The organism is Amycolatopsis sp. CA-211722, assembly GCF_056828465.1.
Map to the genome: position 1 here is coordinate 2,616,955 of NZ_CP184752.1, position 15,508 is coordinate 2,632,462.

At 69.5% G+C, this 15,508-nt stretch carries 15 protein-coding genes; 9 read left to right on the plus strand and 6 right to left on the minus strand.

Annotation, left to right across the window (positions count from 1 at the left end; translation table 11 throughout):
* The first annotated feature begins 91 nt into the window (after positions 1-91).
* From ACOCEP_RS12860 to ACOCEP_RS12875, 4 genes are all read left to right on the plus strand, one after another.
* Positions 92-262, plus strand: coding sequence for a hypothetical protein (locus ACOCEP_RS12860; RefSeq protein WP_482337425.1), 171 nt, complete (start codon positions 92-94; stop codon positions 260-262).
* Positions 263-594: 332 nt separating this feature from the next.
* Positions 595-1,200 (plus strand): RNA polymerase sigma factor, encoded by a 606-nt coding sequence (locus tag ACOCEP_RS12865; RefSeq protein ID WP_034319901.1) that lies wholly within the window; start codon positions 595-597, stop codon positions 1,198-1,200.
* Entirely contained in the window at positions 1,197-1,676 is a 480-nt protein-coding gene (locus ACOCEP_RS12870) for a hypothetical protein (protein WP_007030725.1), read from the plus strand. The genes ACOCEP_RS12865 and ACOCEP_RS12870 overlap by 4 nt, the downstream gene beginning before the upstream one ends.
* Before the next feature lie 42 nt (positions 1,677-1,718).
* A complete protein-coding gene (locus tag ACOCEP_RS12875; RefSeq protein ID WP_482337426.1) occupies positions 1,719-4,319 on the plus strand; it encodes a CHAT domain-containing protein in 2,601 nt (866 codons plus the stop codon).
* A 314-nt stretch (positions 4,320-4,633) separates the two neighbouring features.
* Here the strand turns inward: ACOCEP_RS12875 and ACOCEP_RS12880 are convergent, their stop codons facing one another.
* The gene (locus tag ACOCEP_RS12880; RefSeq protein ID WP_482337427.1) at positions 4,634-5,074 is read right to left on the minus strand and encodes an SRPBCC family protein; all 441 of its coding nucleotides are present in this window, start codon (positions 5,072-5,074) and stop codon (positions 4,634-4,636) included.
* Positions 5,075-5,238: 164 nt separating this feature from the next.
* Between ACOCEP_RS12880 and ACOCEP_RS12885 the strand changes: the two genes are divergently transcribed.
* From ACOCEP_RS12885 to ACOCEP_RS12900, 4 genes are all read left to right on the plus strand, one after another.
* Complete coding sequence (locus ACOCEP_RS12885; protein WP_482337428.1) at positions 5,239-7,203, plus strand: FUSC family protein; 1,965 nt, start codon at positions 5,239-5,241, stop codon at positions 7,201-7,203.
* A gap of 72 nt (positions 7,204-7,275) precedes the next feature.
* Positions 7,276-7,614 (plus strand): hypothetical protein, encoded by a 339-nt coding sequence (locus ACOCEP_RS12890; RefSeq protein ID WP_482337429.1) that lies wholly within the window; start codon positions 7,276-7,278, stop codon positions 7,612-7,614.
* 203 nt (positions 7,615-7,817) lie between these two features.
* The gene (locus ACOCEP_RS12895) at positions 7,818-8,750 is read left to right on the plus strand and encodes a TauD/TfdA dioxygenase family protein (protein WP_482337430.1); all 933 of its coding nucleotides are present in this window, start codon (positions 7,818-7,820) and stop codon (positions 8,748-8,750) included.
* 61 nt (positions 8,751-8,811) lie between these two features.
* Positions 8,812-9,051, plus strand: coding sequence for an antitoxin (locus ACOCEP_RS12900; RefSeq protein WP_482337431.1), 240 nt, complete (start codon positions 8,812-8,814; stop codon positions 9,049-9,051).
* Between the two features lie 69 nt (positions 9,052-9,120).
* On the opposite strand, the gene ACOCEP_RS12905 is transcribed toward ACOCEP_RS12900, so the two are convergent.
* From ACOCEP_RS12905 to ACOCEP_RS12925, 5 genes are all read right to left on the minus strand, one after another.
* A complete protein-coding gene (locus ACOCEP_RS12905) occupies positions 9,121-10,074 on the minus strand; it encodes a prephenate dehydrogenase (RefSeq protein WP_482337432.1) in 954 nt (317 codons plus the stop codon).
* A 222-nt stretch (positions 10,075-10,296) separates the two neighbouring features.
* The gene (locus ACOCEP_RS12910; protein ID WP_482337433.1) at positions 10,297-12,315 is read right to left on the minus strand and encodes an oxidoreductase; all 2,019 of its coding nucleotides are present in this window, start codon (positions 12,313-12,315) and stop codon (positions 10,297-10,299) included.
* A 9-nt stretch (positions 12,316-12,324) separates the two neighbouring features.
* The gene (locus tag ACOCEP_RS12915; protein WP_482337434.1) at positions 12,325-12,861 is read right to left on the minus strand and encodes a PadR family transcriptional regulator; all 537 of its coding nucleotides are present in this window, start codon (positions 12,859-12,861) and stop codon (positions 12,325-12,327) included.
* A gap of 115 nt (positions 12,862-12,976) precedes the next feature.
* Positions 12,977-13,825, minus strand: coding sequence for an SAM-dependent methyltransferase (locus tag ACOCEP_RS12920; protein ID WP_482337435.1), 849 nt, complete (start codon positions 13,823-13,825; stop codon positions 12,977-12,979).
* A gap of 27 nt (positions 13,826-13,852) precedes the next feature.
* Positions 13,853-14,320 carry a MarR family winged helix-turn-helix transcriptional regulator gene (locus tag ACOCEP_RS12925; protein WP_125679026.1) on the minus strand — a complete coding sequence of 156 codons (468 nt, stop codon included), beginning with the start codon at positions 14,318-14,320 and terminating at the stop codon, positions 13,853-13,855.
* 146 nt (positions 14,321-14,466) lie between these two features.
* On the opposite strand from ACOCEP_RS12925, the gene ACOCEP_RS12930 reads away from it, so the two are divergent.
* A complete protein-coding gene (locus ACOCEP_RS12930; RefSeq protein WP_482337436.1) occupies positions 14,467-15,414 on the plus strand; it encodes an alpha/beta hydrolase in 948 nt (315 codons plus the stop codon).
* Positions 15,415-15,508 lie beyond the last annotated feature (94 nt).

The window sequence follows — 15,508 nt, forward strand, 5'->3', positions numbered from 1 at the left end:
AAGAAATTTCCATGAAAAAGCTGGCTCTGCGTGTATCTGGTGGCAGCCTCGTTGCGTCCTATGGAGCAGTCGAGGAAATGAGGGACACCCGATGACGACCGAGACCAACACCGCACCCGTCGACGACGAGGCCGTGGCCACCGAAGACCTCGAAGAGCCGACTCCGAAGCCGAAGCCGATCACGGCGCCGGTCCCGCCTCGCCCCGGCACCAGCCCGGACGGCAACTGGGACCCGCTCGGCAACCCGCCGAAATCGAACTGATCGAACACAGACAGGTGATGTCCGGAGGCCGAGGGGGCCTCCGGGCATTGCCTCCGGGTGCTCCTTCGGGGGAGGGGGACGCCCGGACGCGGGCCCGTTGGGGAGCGGGCCCGGGGGGAGGGAAAAAAGGACCGGCCGGTGCGCAGTCCACACCTACTCGCGCCGGCCGGTGCCTTTGTCCCCGCACCCCAGACCGAGGGGGACGACCGAAACTCGACAAAAAAGTTAGTGACTTGATGTATCCCAGAGCCTCTTGCACGCTCCTTCTCCCCGAAGGGCCCGCGATACTGCCAGCGCCGACACGAAGACACGTCCGAAGTGGGGCAGATACGGTGACCGACGTGCAAACGACCGAGGTAGACCCGCCATGGGAAGGACTGACCGGTGCCGACCTGCATGCCGCCTGCATGCGCGCGGCGCGGGCCGGTGACCGCCAGGCGATGGACAGACTTGTGCACGAGCTGACCCCGCTCGTGTGGCATGTCGCGCGCGCGAACGGGCTCGACCGCCTGACCGCCGAGGACGTGGTCCAGACGGTGTGGCTGGCCCTCTTCAGCCAACTCGAAAAACTTCGGGACCCCAAAGCACTCGCCGCCTGGTTGATCACCACCACCAGGCGTGAGGCCCAGCATCCCTTCGGCCGCCGCGCTCAGCCTGTCCCGCTGACCGACGAGGTGGCCGAGAACATGGAGAGCACCCATCCGGCTCCCGAGGAGGAAGCCGTCCGCGCCGACCGGGATCGCCGGGTCTGGCGCGCCTTCCTCCGGCTGCCGCACCGCTGTCAGCAGCTCCTCCGGCTGACCGTGCTCGCCGGGCGGGCCGAATACCAACTGGTCGCCGAAGCACTCCGTATGCCGCGCGGAAGTGTCGGCCCGACCAGGGGCCGTTGCCTCGAATCGATGCGCGACCTGCTGGCCCACGAAGGGGGAAGCCGATGAACGACCTCGGGACGCCGGGGGAGATGACCTCCCCGGGCGATGAGGCCTTGCTCGCCGACATCGGGCGCTTCATGGACGAATTGGACCCGCCACCGGGAGACCTGGTGCAGCGGGTTCAGTTCGCGCTCGCGCTCGAAAACCTCGACGTCGAGGTCGCCCGCTGGGAACGGATGGACGCCACGGCGGGCGTGCGCGGCAGCGACACCGGCACGATCACCTTCACCGTCAGCGATCTGACCGTGATGATCAACCTGACCAAGATCGGCAAGAAGCACCGGATCGACGGCTGGCTCGTGCCCGCCGGCGAGTACGGAGTGGAGGTTCGCGTCGCCGAGCACGGCACGAGTTCCACCACCGCCGACGAAGGAGGCCGGTTCGTGCTGGACAACGTCCCCCAGGGCACCACCCAGATCGTGATCCACCTCGGCGACGTGACCTGTCGCCGGACCGTCGTGACCCCGACAGTGGTGCTGTAACCGGACGGCTGTTCCGTTATGCGGCGCGGGTGTGCTCCCATAGTGCGTGTGCCCGTGCAGCTTCCTGACGTCGATTCCCTAGCCGAGTCGGCAGCCGATCTGCACCGCCGGGCCAGGGTGGCGGCCTCCGATCACGGGCCCGGCGCGGCGATCAGGTTGTTGCGGCGTGGACTGTCCCGGCTCGGGCCGGTCGACGAGGATCGTCCCGAACGGTTGGAGATCCGGGTCCGGATCCTGGTCAGTCTCGCGGCCGCGGAAGCGGAGACCACGTCCCAAGAGGACGGATTCGCGCGGCTGGGCGAGGCGGAGCGGGTACGCCTGCTCCTGCCCGAAGGGGAAACTCGCCGGTTCCTGCGTTTCGCGGTCGTGCTCCAGCGATGCGTCATCCTCATGCGAGCGGGCCGGTTCGACGAGGCGCTCCCGATCTATGACGCGGTGCTCCCCAGCCTCGCGCCCTACGTCGACGCGCACAGCCAGTTCATGACGAGCAACCTGGTGAACCGGGCTTGGCTGCATCTGCAGATGACCAATCCGGACGCGGCGCACGCCGATCTCGTCGCCGCGCTCGACATCGCGGTCGAACACGGGCACCGGATGCTCGAAGGGAAGATCCGGCACAACCTGGGTGATCACGCCCAGTTGCTCGGCGACATCCCCGAAGCGCTCCGGCATTACGAGCAGGCGGCCTCGATCTTCGTCACCGACGGGCCCGGTTCGCTGCCGCTCGTCCGGCTCGATCAGGCGAAGGCCCTGCTCACCGCCGGGCTGGCCGAGGAGGCGGCGCGACATCTCGACGAGGCCATCCCCGAACTCCGCGGCAACGGCGCGCACCATCTCGTCGCCGAAGCCGAGGTCGCCCGGGCCGGGGCCGCCATCCTGGAGGGCGACCACGTCCTCGCGAAGAAGCTCGCGACGTCCGCGCGGCGGAGTTTCCTGCGGCGCGGCAACGGCCGGTGGGCGGAGATCGCCGAGCTGACCAGGCTCCGTGCGGACGCGGTGAAAGTCCTGGCCGAACGGGAGAAGAAGCCGTCCGCGAAACTGCCGGAACGGCTGGCCGATCTCGCCATCCGGCTGGCCGGACTCGGTCTGCGCGACGAAGCCGGCGCGGCGAGGATGTTCGCGGTGCGGCTGCTCATCCGTCGCGGGGAGACGGTCGCCGCGCAGGAACTCCTGGCGCAGGTACCGAAACCACGGCAGACCACGCCGATCGACCACCGGATGCAGCTGCGGTTGTGCCGGGCCGAACTCGCGGTGGCGTCGCATCGGCCGCGTTCGGCGCTCGCGCAGGCGCGGGCCGGGCTCGCGGAACTCGGGCAGATCCGCGACCGCATGGGCGGGCTCGACCTCGTCTGCGGGACGGCGGCGCACGGTGAGGAACTGGGAAAACTCGCGCTCACGTTGGTGCTCAAGAAAGCGAGGCGCAGCGGTGCCGGCGCGAAGAGCCTGTTCGCGTGGCTGGAACGCACGCGCGCGCAGGTGTACCGCTACGAACCGCTTCCGCTGATCGAGGACCCCGCGCTCGCCCGGCACATCAACGAGATGCGGCACGTACAGGGGACGATCCAGGCGCGGCGGCTGTCCGGTGAGCCGGTCGGGGAGCTCGAGGAGCGCTACGACCGTCTGCAGCGGGAGGCGACTCGGCTCGGGTGGTACACCAGCCAATGGGGCCGTCCGCGTCCGGTCTCGACACCCGAAGAGGTGGTGGAGCGGCTCGGTGACCGCGTCCTGGTCAGCCTGATGGGGTATCGCGACACCTTGTACGCGGTAGTGGTCGACCACGGCCGGTTCCGGCTGCTGAAGCTGGGGCCGCTCGCGGAGATCGTCGAGACCGCGCGGCAGCTGCACGCGGACCTCGACGCGCTGGCCCCGGACAACCTGCCCGCGCCGCTCGTCGAGGTCGTCACCGGTTCGGCGCGGCGCCGGGCGGACAAACTGGACAAGCTGATCTCGGCTTCTCTGGCGAAGACGCTGGAGAACCGCGAGCTGATCATCGTGCCGATCGGCTCGCTGTACGCGTTGCCGTGGGGCGCTTTGCCGTCACTGCACGGACATCCGGTGTCGATCGCGCCGTCGGCGACCGCCTGGGTGAGCGCGTCGGGGCGGCGGAGCTCCGGCCCGGTCCTGCTCGCCGGCGGTCCGGGGGTGCCGGGTTCGGTCGGTGAGGTGCGGAACCTGCGGACCGTGTACCCGCAGGCCCGGCTCGTCGACGGGAAGGAGGCGACCAGCGACACCGTACTGTCCGCTTTGGACGGTTCCGGGATGGCGCATCTGGTCGCGCACGGCGCGCACGAACCGGCGAACGCGCTGTTCTCGCGGCTGGAACTGGTCGACGGCCCGTTGTACGCGCACGAAACCGCCCGGCTCGCGAAGCCGCCGGAAAGGGTGGTGCTGGCCGCCTGCGAACTCGCGATGAGTCACATCCGGCCCGGCGAGGAGGCGCTCGGTTTCGCCGGGACGCTGCTGGCCAGTGGTTCGCGGACGGTCATCGGCGCGATCGCGCGGGTCGGCGACAAGGCCGCCGCCGCCGCGATGTCCGACCTGCACCGGCGGCTGGCTTCGGGGACCGCGCCCGCTTTGGCACTCGCGGAAGCGACCGCCGCCGATCCGCTGCGGCGTCCCTTCCTGTGCCTGGGGGCGGGCTGACTCGCTGCGCGTGCTGGGGTGATGGCTCCCTTCGCGGCGTGCTGGGTGGGGTGATGGCTCCCTTCGCCGCGCGCGATGCGGTGAAAGCTCCCTTCGCGGCGTGCCGGGTGGGGTGATGGCTCCCTTCGCCGCGCGCGATGCAGTGATGGCTCCCTTCGCCGCGTCCTATGCGGCTATGGCGTCCTTCAGTTCCCACAGGAGTTGTCCACAACCACCGTCACCTGTGGACAACTCCGCCGAGCGGCCCTGCCCCGCCCCCATCGCCGGTAGACTGGACTCGGGGTCGCCCCCCTTGGGAAGGGCGGGGGGTGGGGTCAGGTGCGTTCCGCGTGTTTCACCAGGCGAGTGGCCAGGATGGAGATCACGGTGCGCAGTGCCGTGCGGACGGCGGCGCCGGTGCCGGGCAGCGGTTCGGTGAACCGGCCGGTCCAGCGCAGGTCCGTGCCGCCGGAGGCGTTCGGCGTGAACGAGACTTCGGCGCGATAGTCCTTCAGCAGCGCGAGACCCGCGAAGCCGTAGACGTGCTTTCGGTCCTGTTCGTACTCCAGCGTCTCTTCGTGGAGATACACCGGCCACAGCCCGACGGCCCGGACTGCGCCCACCTCGCCCGTGTCGGGCTTCCGCGCCCAGCGCGAGTGGAACACCACCGGCTTCGCCCATTCCGACCACCGGGAACCATCGGCCTCCAGCGCGAACAGTGAAGCGGGCGGGGCACTGCTCGTCCGGTTGACCTCGAAGGAGTACGTCTTGCCCATGCGGCGACGATAACCGCTCCGAACGCCACGGATAAGTGGTCGAGGATGACGGGGCCGCCTCCGGCGACGTTGCGAAAGCCACTTTCGCAACCTTCAACGTTGTGAAAGTGGCTTTCGCAACGTGCCACCCTCGCCCGTACCGTCGCATGAGTGAAGATAGGGACGTGAGCACGCCGCGCCGCGAGATCGCCGCACCGCATTGGCTGGTGCAGCTGCTCCGCAGCACACCGGTTCCCATTCCGTGGAACATGGTCGCCCGCGCCGTCCTCGCCCTCGCCATCCCGTTGGCCGTCGGCTACGCGCTCGGCGACATCGGCGTCGGCGCGCTCATCTCCACCGGCGCCCTGCCCACCGTCCTTTCCGAATCCGCGGGCCCGTACCGCTACCGCGCCCGGCGGCTCGGCGGAGCCACCGCGGCGGCGGGTCTCGGCTACTTCGCCGGGTTGATCACCGGCGGCATCCCCGCCGCGTCCATCCCGGTCGTCGTCGGAGTCGCGGCGGTGTCCGCGCTGATCAGCGCGGCCGGCAGCAACGCGTCGGTCGCCGGGCTCCAGATGTTCGTCTTCTGCGTCCTCGGCACCGGCCAGCACGTCACCGGCCTGCGCGTCGAAGTCCTCCTCGGCTACTTCTGCGTGGGCGCCGCCTGGAGCCTGCTCGTCGCGCTCGCCACCTGGACCTTCCGCGCCACCAGCCCCGAACGCGGCGCCGTCGCACACGTCTACGTCGAACTCGCCGCGATGCTGTCCGCGACCGACGAAGCCACCTCCCGCGTCGCGCGCCACCAGCTCACGACCGCGATGAACACCGCGTACGACCGGCTGCTCACCGCGCGATCCTGGCTGTCGGGCCGCGACGCCACCTACCGCCAGCTGCTCAACCTGCTCTCGGCCAGCACCCCCGCCGTCGAGGCGTCGGTCGCGATGGTCAACGCCGGCCGCCACGCCCCGGAAGAAGTGATCGACCACTTCATCGCGACGTCGGCCGCCGTACTCGCGAACCAGGACCTGCCGGAGCCACCCGAGGCACCCGAAGACGCCGACCCGGTCCTCGCCGCGCTCTACGCCGGGCTCGCCCGGATAGGCAAGGGCGACAACCGGAAACGGCGCGAGATCCAGCCGTGGCACAAACGTCTTCGCGGCTGGGCGGGGTCGCTGATCTCCGGTCCGCTCACCTGGTTCGCCGCGCTGCGCCTCACGTTGTGCGTCGCGATCGCCGAAGTCGTCGCGCTGCTCGTCCCGTTCGAACGGTCCTACTGGATCACGCTCACCGTCGGCATCGTCCTCAAGCCCGACTTCGGCTCGGTCTTCGGCCGCGCCGTGCTGCGCGGTATCGGCACGGTGATCGGGGTGGGCATCGGCGCGGCCGTACTCGCGGCGGGCGGCGAAGGCTGGCTGCTGGTCCTCCTGATCGCCGTGTTCGCGGGCGGCGTCGCGGTCGGCAAGGTGCGAAACTACGGCATCCTCAGCGCCTTCGTGACCCCGCTGATCATCCTGCAGATGGACCTCGCCAGCACGGGAAGCTGGGACGTCGTACTCGCACGCCTCGTCGACACCGTGCTCGGCTGCGCGATCGTCCTGCTCTTCGGCTACCTGCTCTGGCCGGGCAGCCGGCGGCCGCAGGTCGGCGGACGGCTCGCCGACAGCCTCGACAGCCTGGTGAAGTACGTCGACAAAGGACTCGTGCTCGCGCCGTCGGGCGAAGCGCGATTGGAACGTTCTCGTGCCCGCCGCCGCGCCTACCGCGCACTGGCCGACCTGCGGACCGCGTTCCAGCAGGTCGTCGTCGAACCCTCCGCCGCCGGGCGGCAGGCCGTCGCGTGGTGGCCGGTGATCGCCGGGCTCGAACGCGTCGCCGACGCCGTCACCGAGGTCGGCGTCACCCTCGGCCGGGGTGCCCCCGCCCCGGCCGACGCCGACGTCGCCCTCCTGACCGCCGCCCTCGCCGAACTCGCGGCCGCGGTCCGCGAAGAACGGGAACCGGCGGAGATGCCGATGCCCGACAACGACCAGCTGTCCGGCGTCGTCGACCAGATCGGCGCCGCCTTCGACGCCGTGCGCGGCCCCGACCTCGTCGAACGCGCACCGTTGCGCCTGGTCCGCCGGTTCCTGCCGTACCACCGCCGCGCCTGACCACCCACCCGTACGGGGGATGAGTGAGCATCATCTCGAACTGACGTTCGAGTTTTCACGCATAATCGACCCATGCTCGACACTGGTGACACGCTGCCGCCGGGGCCGCGTCACCTGCGCATGGTGCGGCCCAACCAGCCCGTTTGGGTCGATCTCAAGCTGGTGTACCCCGTCGGCGCGGTGAAGACCCGCCTGCCGGACGGGCTGGATCTGACCGGAACGGTCCCCGGGTTGCTGGGGATGTGGCGGGCGACGACCACAGGACACTGGGTCGGCTGGGTCACCTTCCAGCTCGGTCCGGTCGGCCGGGGCGGCACGACACATTCGCAGTGGGTACTGGCCGAGGCGCTGCGCCCGCGCGAGGAGCGGAACACCTGGTCGGGGAGCTTCCCCTCCGAGCGGAGGCGATGACCCGTCCCGTCTCATGGGCACCGTTGACCGCGCGCCAAATCGCGCCCACGATGGCCACGTGTCCGTCCACTGGGAGTCCGCGCCGACGCGTTCGGCCGGCGAAGGCGTCGTCGCGTTGTTCCTGCGCCGTGGACGGTTGGGCTCCCCGCCCGCGTAGCTCCTCATCTCGCCAAGTCATCCGACGGTGAATCCTGGGAGCACGTATGTCCATCGAACTGCCCGACCGTGTCCGCCTCCGCCCCGCGACCGTTCCCGACGGCGGGATCCTCGAAGGGCCGCGGCTGCTGCGGCGCCTGCCGGAGGGCGTCGAAGAACGCCCGTACGAGCTTTTCTCGCTACGCCCGCTGGGAAGGGTGATCGGCGCCGAGATCGGCGGCGTCGACCTCGCCCGGCCGCTGACGCCCGCTCTCCACGCCGAGCTGAACCGCGCGCTGCTGGAGTGGAAGGTGCTGTTCTTCCGCGATCAGGACATCACTTCGGCGCATCAGCGCGCGTTCGCCGCCAACTGGGGTGAACTGGAGACGAACCCGTTCATCCCGAAGGGGGAGACCGAGGACACCACCCGGTTCACCCGCTCGGCGAGCATGCCCGCCTTCGAGAACATCTGGCACGTGGACGTCACGTTCCGGCCCGAGCCCGCGCTCGGTTCGGTGCTGCGGCTGATCGAGGTCCCGCCGGTCGGCGGCGACACGATGTGGGCCGACATGGCCGCCGCCTACGACAACCTGCCGGACGACATCCGCGAGCGGATCGACGGGGCGACCGCGGTGCACGACTTCATCCCCGGCTTCGACCGCTTCTCCGATCCGGAGCTGCTGTCGCGTCACCAGGACGCGTTCCCGCCGGTCGAGCATCCGGTCGTCCGCACACATCCGGAGACCGGGCGACGCACCCTCTTCGTGAACCAGGCGTTCACGACGCACATCGTCGGCATGGACCGCGACGAGAGCGACCGGCTCCTGCGGTACCTGTTCAGCCGGGCGCACATCCCGGAGTTCCAGGTGCGCTTCGCCTGGCGGCCGGGTTCGGTGGCGTTCTGGGACAACCGCGCCACCCAGCACTACGCCGTCAACGACTACCACCCGCACGCGCGGGTGGCCGAACGCGTCGCCATCGTGGGCGATCGGCCGTTCTGAGCGTCCCCACGACGGGTGATCGCCGGGGCGGGCCGGCCGCTTCTTGTGTGACGATGTGCCCATGGGCATCAACTTCGACGAATTGAAGAACAAGGCCACCGACGCTCTCCGCGAGCACAACGACAAGATCGAGGGCGGCCTGGACAAGGCGGCGGACTTCGCGAAGTCGAAGTTCTCCGGTCACGACTCGCAGATCGACTCCGGGGTCGAGAAGGCGAAGGGCTTCATCAACAAGTTCGACGACACCCCCGACAACCCGCCCCAGAACCCCCAGCCCCAGAACCCGCCGCAGGGCCAGTAACTCCCCGCATTTCGTCCTCTGGACGCGGTACTTGCACGCGCAAGGACCGCAACCAGAGGACGAAACGCGTCAGGAGACCTCGCCGATCGCGGTCTCGCCTTCGATCGCGGTGATCCGGCCGCCGCGCTCGCCGAGCGCGATCAAACCGTCGCGCGCGTCCGGCGCGCCCAGACTGATCCGGACCCCGGCGCGTTCCGCGTCCTTGGCGGCCGCGAACGCTTGCGCCCCTTCGTGACCCGCGTTGACCGTCACCGCCAGACCGCCCGTCGACGCCAGCGATCCCCGCGCGGCGCCCAGCCGCCCGAGCGCCTCGTCGACGATGGGCAGCAGCGCGTCCCGGTTGCCCTCGGTCATCGCCCGCACCAGCGCCGGGCTCGACCCGGCCACCCGCGTGCCGTCCGTGTAGGACCCGGCGGCCAGCGACATCGCCAGCGGCCCGCCCTGCGCGCCGATCGTGGCCAGGATGGCCGCGAAGATATGCGGCAGATGCGAGATCCGCGCGACCGTCTCGTCGTGCGAGTCCGCCGGCAGCGGCACGACATGCGCGCCGACGTCCAGCACCAGCTGGGCGACCTCCGCCCACGCGGTCAGATCGGTGTCGTGTTCGACGCCCAGCACCCACGCCGCGCCACCGAACAGCGCCGGATTGCTCGCCTTCCAGCCGGAGTTCGCCGTCCCGGCCATCGGATGCCCGCCGACGAACTTCGCGTACGGCGCGCGACGGCGGACCGAGTCGAGCACCGGGCCCTTCACGCTGGTCACGTCGGTGAGCACGCAGTGCCCGGCGACCCGGGAAACGGTGCGGAGCACCTCCTCGACCGCGGGCAGCGGTACCGCGAGCACGATCATCGCGTCCCGCTCCGCCGCCTTGCCCAGCGCGGCTTCGACCTGCGTCGTCACGTCGAAACCCGCTCTGCTGGCGGCGTCCGCGTCAGCTTCGGAGGTCGTCGCCCCGAACGTGGTGCGGCCGATCGAATGCGCCGCGCGCAGCAGCGAACCACCGATCAACCCGAGCCCGATCACGCATACGTCCCGCACAAGGGTTCATCCTGCCATCTAGGTGGCCACTCGTCAGAGCTTGTGGGCGGAGCTGGAGCCGCATGTCCGAAGCGCCCGACACGTGAACCCGCCTTGGCCGAGGCCTCGCTATCGCGGCGGCAGGGCGCCCTGTCCGACTTCGTGAGATGGATGCTCCGGGAGCGCCCTGTCGACGTCGATCGCGAACGCGGGTTCATCGCCAGGAGTTCAGAGAACGGCGGCCAGGCGGGTTCCCTGGTCGATGGCCCGTTTGGCGTCCAGTTCGGCCGCGACGTCGGCACCGCCGATCAGGTGCACCGGGAGTCCGGCCGCCCGCAGGTCGTCCACGAGGTCGCGCACCGGCTCCTGCCCCGCGCAGACGACGACCGTGTCGACATCGAGCACGCGCGGCCGGTCACCGACGGTGATGTGCAGGCCGTCGTCGTCGATCCGGTCGTAGGTGACCCCGGTGAGCTGCTCGACGCGTTTGGCCTTCAGCGCGGCCCGGTGCACCCAGCCGCTGGTCTTGCCCAGCCCCCCGCCGATCCCGGACTTCTTGCGCTGCAGCAGGAACACCTGCCGCGGTGACGGCTCGACCTTCCGCTCGGTCAGCCCGCCCGCGGCCCGCTCGGGATCGGTGACGCCCCATTCGGCCATCCACGCGTCCAGATCGAGCGCGGGGGAGGTGGTGTGCGTCAGGAACTCGCTGACGTCCACGCCGATCCCGCCCGCGCCGATCACGGCGACCTTGCCGCCCACCGGCTTCCCGTGCCGGACGACGTCCACATAGGACAGAACCTTGGGGTGGTCGATACCGGGCAGCGACGGCACCCGCGGTGTCACGCCGGTGGCCAGGACGACCTCGTCGAACCCGGCGTCGACCAGGTCGGCGGCGGCGACGCGCGTGCCGAGGCGCACCTTGACGCCGGTGACCTCCAACCGCCGCGTGTAGTACCGGATGGTCTCCGCGAACTCCTCCTTGCCCGGGATCTTCCGAGCGATCCCGAACTGGCCACCGATCTCGTCGTCGGCTTCGAAGAGTTCGACCGCGTGCCCGCGTTCGGCGAGGCCGGTCGCGGCCGCGAGCCCGGCGGGACCCGCGCCGACGACGGCGACGCGTTTGGTCTTGCGGGTGGGCGAAAGCGTCAGCGTGGTCTCGTGACCCGCACGCGGGTTCACCATGCAGGACACCAGCTTCCGCTTGAAAGCGTGGTCGAGGCAGGCCTGGTTGCACGCGATGCAGGTGTTGATCTCGTCCTCGCGCCCGCTCTCGGCCTTGCGGATCCATTCCGGGTCGGCGAGGAACGGCCGCGCCATCGACACCAGGTCGGCGTCGCCGCCGGCCAGCGCCTCCTCGGCGACCTCGGGCATGTTGATCCGGTTCGACGTGACCACCGGGATCCCGACGTGCGGTTTGAGCTTGCCGGTCACCCAGGTGAACGCCGCGCGAGGCACGGACGTCACGATCGTCGGTACCCGGGCCTCGTGCCAGCCGATACCGGTGTTGATGATCGTCGCGCCCGCCTCTTCGACCTCCTTGGCCAAAGCGACGACGTCTTCCCAGCTTTGCCCGCCCTCGACGAGGTCCAGCATGGACAGCCGGTAGATGATGATGAAGTCCTCGCCGACCGCTTCCCGCGTGCGGCGCACGATCTCGACGGCGATCCGGCGCCGGTTTTCCGCGCTGCCGCCCCATTCGTCGGTGCGTTTGTTGGTCCGCTCGGCGAGGAACTGGTTGATGAAGTAGCCCTCCGACCCCATGATCTCGACGCCGTCGTAGCCCGCTTCCTTGGCCAGGAAGGCACAATCGGCGAAAGCGCGGATCTGGCGCAGCACGCCGTACCCCGAGAGCGCCCGCGGTTTGAAGGGATTGATCGGCGCCTTGATACCCGACGCGGAAACGCTCAGCGGGTGATAGGAATACCGGCCCGCGTGCAGGATCTGCAGCGCGATCTTGCCGCCCGCTTCGTGCACCGGGTCGGTGAGTTGCTTATGTGCCTTGGCTTCCGCGCGCGTCGAGAGCTTCGACGCCAGCGGCAGGAGCCAGCCGGTCCGGTTCGGCGCGAAGCCGCCGGTGACGATCAGCCCGACGCCGCCGCGGGCGCGTTCGGCGTAGTACTCGGCCAGTTGCGGGAAATGCGCTTCCTTGTCTTCGAGACCGGTGTGCATCGAACCCATGATCACCCTGTTGCGCAGGGTGGTGAAGCCGAGATCGAGCGGGGACAGCAGGTTCGGGTACGGGCTCATCGCTGGTCCTTACGCATCGTGGTGGAATGCCCGGAGGACTTCTTCGAGCCACTCGACGTGGCCCTGTTCGGTTCGGATTCCTCCGCGCAGCACGAGGAACTGGTGCAACGACTGTCCACTGAGGACGCTGGGGTCGGGGAAGTCGCGCTTCTCGATCAGCAGGTACGCGTCGAGCTGTGCCGCGTGCGCGTCGCGATGCCGGGTGACCTCGGCGGCGACGGCGGCCGGATCGCCGAGCGCCGCGCCGCGGATCTTCACGGCGAGCTCCCTGGCGGTGGCCGACGGATCGGGTTCGGCGAGCCAACGGGCGAGTTCGGCCCGCCCCGCGTCGCCGACGGTGTACACCTTCTTGTCGGGTTTCCCGGACTGCGCGACGTGGTCGACGGCGACCCAGCCGGCGTCCTCCATCCGCTTGAGGACGCGGTAGATCTGCTGGTGGGTGGCGTTCCACCACAGCCCGATGGACTTCTCGAAGCGGCGCGTCAGCTCGTAGCCCGAGCCGGATCGCTCGGACAGCGAAACCAGGATCGCGTGCTCCAATGCCATGCACCTAGTTTCATATGCACCTAGTTGCACTGCAAGGCGACGCGCGTCACAAGTACGTGAAGGCCCCCTTCATTGCGTTAGGCGCAATGAAGGGGGCCTTCACGTACTTGCAGAGCTACGGCTTGCGGGCGATCCCGCCGATGACGCGGGACTCCGAAGGTGAAGCGGCGAAGATCGTCTTCTCGTCCGGGTGCCACGCCGGCGCGTAGACCAGGCCCGGCTCCAGCAGCGGCCAGCCGCCGAAGAAGCGCCGGAACTCGTCCATGGTGCGCAGGAAACCGGGGTTCGTCGTGGTCTCGTAGTACTCGAGGATGTCCAGAAGCGCCTGCTTCTCCTCCTCGTTGGCCGGGTTCTCGTTGGTCATCTGGGAAAGCACCAGCAGCGAACCCGGGGCGAGCCGGTCGCGGTAGAAGTCCAGCAGCCCGTCGGGATCCTGCTCGTCCTTGATGAAGTGCATGACCGCGTTGACCACCAGCGCGACCGGCTCCCGGACGTCGATGATGCCGGAGTCCATCACCCGGTCCCACAGGTCCTGGGGGTCGAACAGATCCGCGGCGATGGCGTGGTGGCGATCCGGGTCGGCGGTGTCGGCGAGCAGCAACGTCGAATGCGCGAGCGCGATCGGCTCGTTGTCGATGTAGAGGACGTGCGTGTCCTCCTGCGGCCGCGCCTCGTCGGCGACCTCGTGCACGTTGCCGGCCGTCGGCAGGCCGGAACCGATGTCGACGAACTGCTTGATGCCCAGCTCAGCGCAATGCCGCACGGCCCGGCCGAGGAACTGCCTGCTGGTCTTGCAGTAGTCGCCCATCAGCGGCAGACGCTCGCGCACCTTCTCGGCGAAGTTGCGATCGATGGCGTAGTGGGTGTCCCCGCCGATGAAGTAGTCGTAGACCCGCGCCGCGGACGGCCGGTCCAAGCTGTTCTCGACGGCCTTGAGCGCCGCGTCGTGATCGATCATCGTCATCCCTTTGTCCGCGCCGGAAATCCCATGCTAACCGGCCGGGACGTAGGCCTCGCGGTAGGCGTTCACGGATTCGGTCAGGCGATCGAGCTCCGCGCGGGTGCGGGCGAGACCGGCCGCGTCGAGGCCCATCGCGTCGCCGATGATCTTCGGGATCCCGCTCGCGCGCTCCCGGAGCCGGGCGCCGTCCCCGGTCAGGCTGATCCGGACGGACCGCTCGTCGTCGGCTTGCCGGACGCGCTCGACCAGTCCGGACTTCTCCAGTCGTTTGAGCAGCGGCGACAGCGTGCCGGAATCGAGGTTCAGCACGGTGCCGAGCTCCTTGACCAGCCGCTCGTCCTCCTCCCAGAGCGCGAGCATCACCAGGTACTGCGGATAGGTCAGGCCCAGATCGTCGAGCACCACGCGATAGAGCGCGGTCACGGCGCGCGATGCCGCGTAGAGCCCGAAGCACAGCTGATCGTCCAGGCACAGCGATCCGGTGTTGTCCGTCGGCATCGGTCCTCCTCGTTCCCCCATGGTGCGTCGATCATGCCGCAGATCGCCACTCGAGTGAGCCAAATCTCCTTGAGTACATTTTAGTTGTGCACAATTGAGTTGCGAGCTACCTTGGGCGCATCGACTTCGGAACCCAGGAGGCAGAAATGACCGCCAACCCGCACAACCTGGCCCTCGAACCGGCCGCGCAGGCCTTCGTCGAGGCCACCGCCACCCCGCCGTTCCTCTTCCAGCTGCCGCCGGAGGAAGGCCGCAAGGCCGTCGACGAGGTCCAGGGCGGTGACGTCGAACTGCCCGCCGCGGACGTCGAGACCACGCAGGTGGACGGCGTCGAGGTCCGCATCGTGCGGCCTCAGGGCGCGAGCGGGCCGCTGCCCGTGATCGTCTACGTCCACGGCGCCGGCTGGGTCTTCGGCAACTTCCACACCCACGAGCGCCTGGTCCGCGAGCTCGCGGTCGGCGCGGGCGCGGCCGTCGTCTTCCCCGAATACGACCGCTCGCCCGAGGCGCGCTACCCCGTCGCCATCGAGCAGAACTACGCCGTGGCGAAGTGGGTCGCCGAACACGGCGCCGAAAACGGGCTCGACGGCACGAAGATCGCGATCGCCGGAGACTCCGTCGGCGGGAACATGACCGCGGCGCTCACCCTGCTCGCGAAGCAACGCGGCGACGTCACCTTCCGCCAGCAGGTGCTCTTCTACCCGGTCACCGACGCGAACTTCGACACAGAGTCCTACCGGCGGTTCGCCGAGGGCTACTTCCTCGCCCTCGACGGCATGAAGTGGTTCTGGGACCAGTACACGACCGATCCGGCGCAGCGCGCGGAAATCACCGCGTCGCCGTTGCGCGCGAGCCTCGACGAGCTCGCGGGCCTGCCGCCCGCACTGGTGATCACCGCCGAGGCCGACGTCCTGCGTGACGAGGGCGAGGCGTACGCCGCCAAACTGCGTCAGGCCGGGGTTCCGGTGACCGCCGTGCGGTACCAGGGCATCGTGCACGACTTCGTCATGCTCAACACGTTGCGCGGAACGCACGCCGCGGAAGCCGCGATCTCGCAGGCGATCGGGGTGCTTCGCGCCGCACTCGAAGGCTGACGGTCCGTCCGGGGTGACGCGTGTCACCCCGGACAACACTTTCCGGCGGCCGCACGTCTCTTGATCCGGATGTGGGAAGCGCGGCGCGGGGGCG

Coding starts and splice junctions, on each gene's coding strand:
- ACOCEP_RS12860 (WP_482337425.1), top strand. CDS start 92: ATGACGACCGAGACCAACACCGCACCCGTCGACGACGAGGCCGTGGCC.
- ACOCEP_RS12870 (WP_007030725.1), top strand. CDS start 1,197: ATGAACGACCTCGGGACGCCGGGGGAGATGACCTCCCCGGGCGATGAG.
- ACOCEP_RS12880 (WP_482337427.1), bottom strand. CDS start 5,074: ATGGGCAAGACGTACTCCTTCGAGGTCAACCGGACGAGCAGTGCCCCG.
- ACOCEP_RS12890 (WP_482337429.1), top strand. CDS start 7,276: ATGCTCGACACTGGTGACACGCTGCCGCCGGGGCCGCGTCACCTGCGC.
- ACOCEP_RS12895 (WP_482337430.1), top strand. CDS start 7,818: ATGTCCATCGAACTGCCCGACCGTGTCCGCCTCCGCCCCGCGACCGTT.
- ACOCEP_RS12900 (WP_482337431.1), top strand. CDS start 8,812: ATGGGCATCAACTTCGACGAATTGAAGAACAAGGCCACCGACGCTCTC.
- ACOCEP_RS12910 (WP_482337433.1), bottom strand. CDS start 12,315: ATGAGCCCGTACCCGAACCTGCTGTCCCCGCTCGATCTCGGCTTCACC.
- ACOCEP_RS12915 (WP_482337434.1), bottom strand. CDS start 12,861: ATGGCATTGGAGCACGCGATCCTGGTTTCGCTGTCCGAGCGATCCGGC.
- ACOCEP_RS12920 (WP_482337435.1), bottom strand. CDS start 13,825: ATGACGATGATCGATCACGACGCGGCGCTCAAGGCCGTCGAGAACAGC.
- ACOCEP_RS12925 (WP_125679026.1), bottom strand. CDS start 14,320: ATGCCGACGGACAACACCGGATCGCTGTGCCTGGACGATCAGCTGTGC.
- ACOCEP_RS12930 (WP_482337436.1), top strand. CDS start 14,467: ATGACCGCCAACCCGCACAACCTGGCCCTCGAACCGGCCGCGCAGGCC.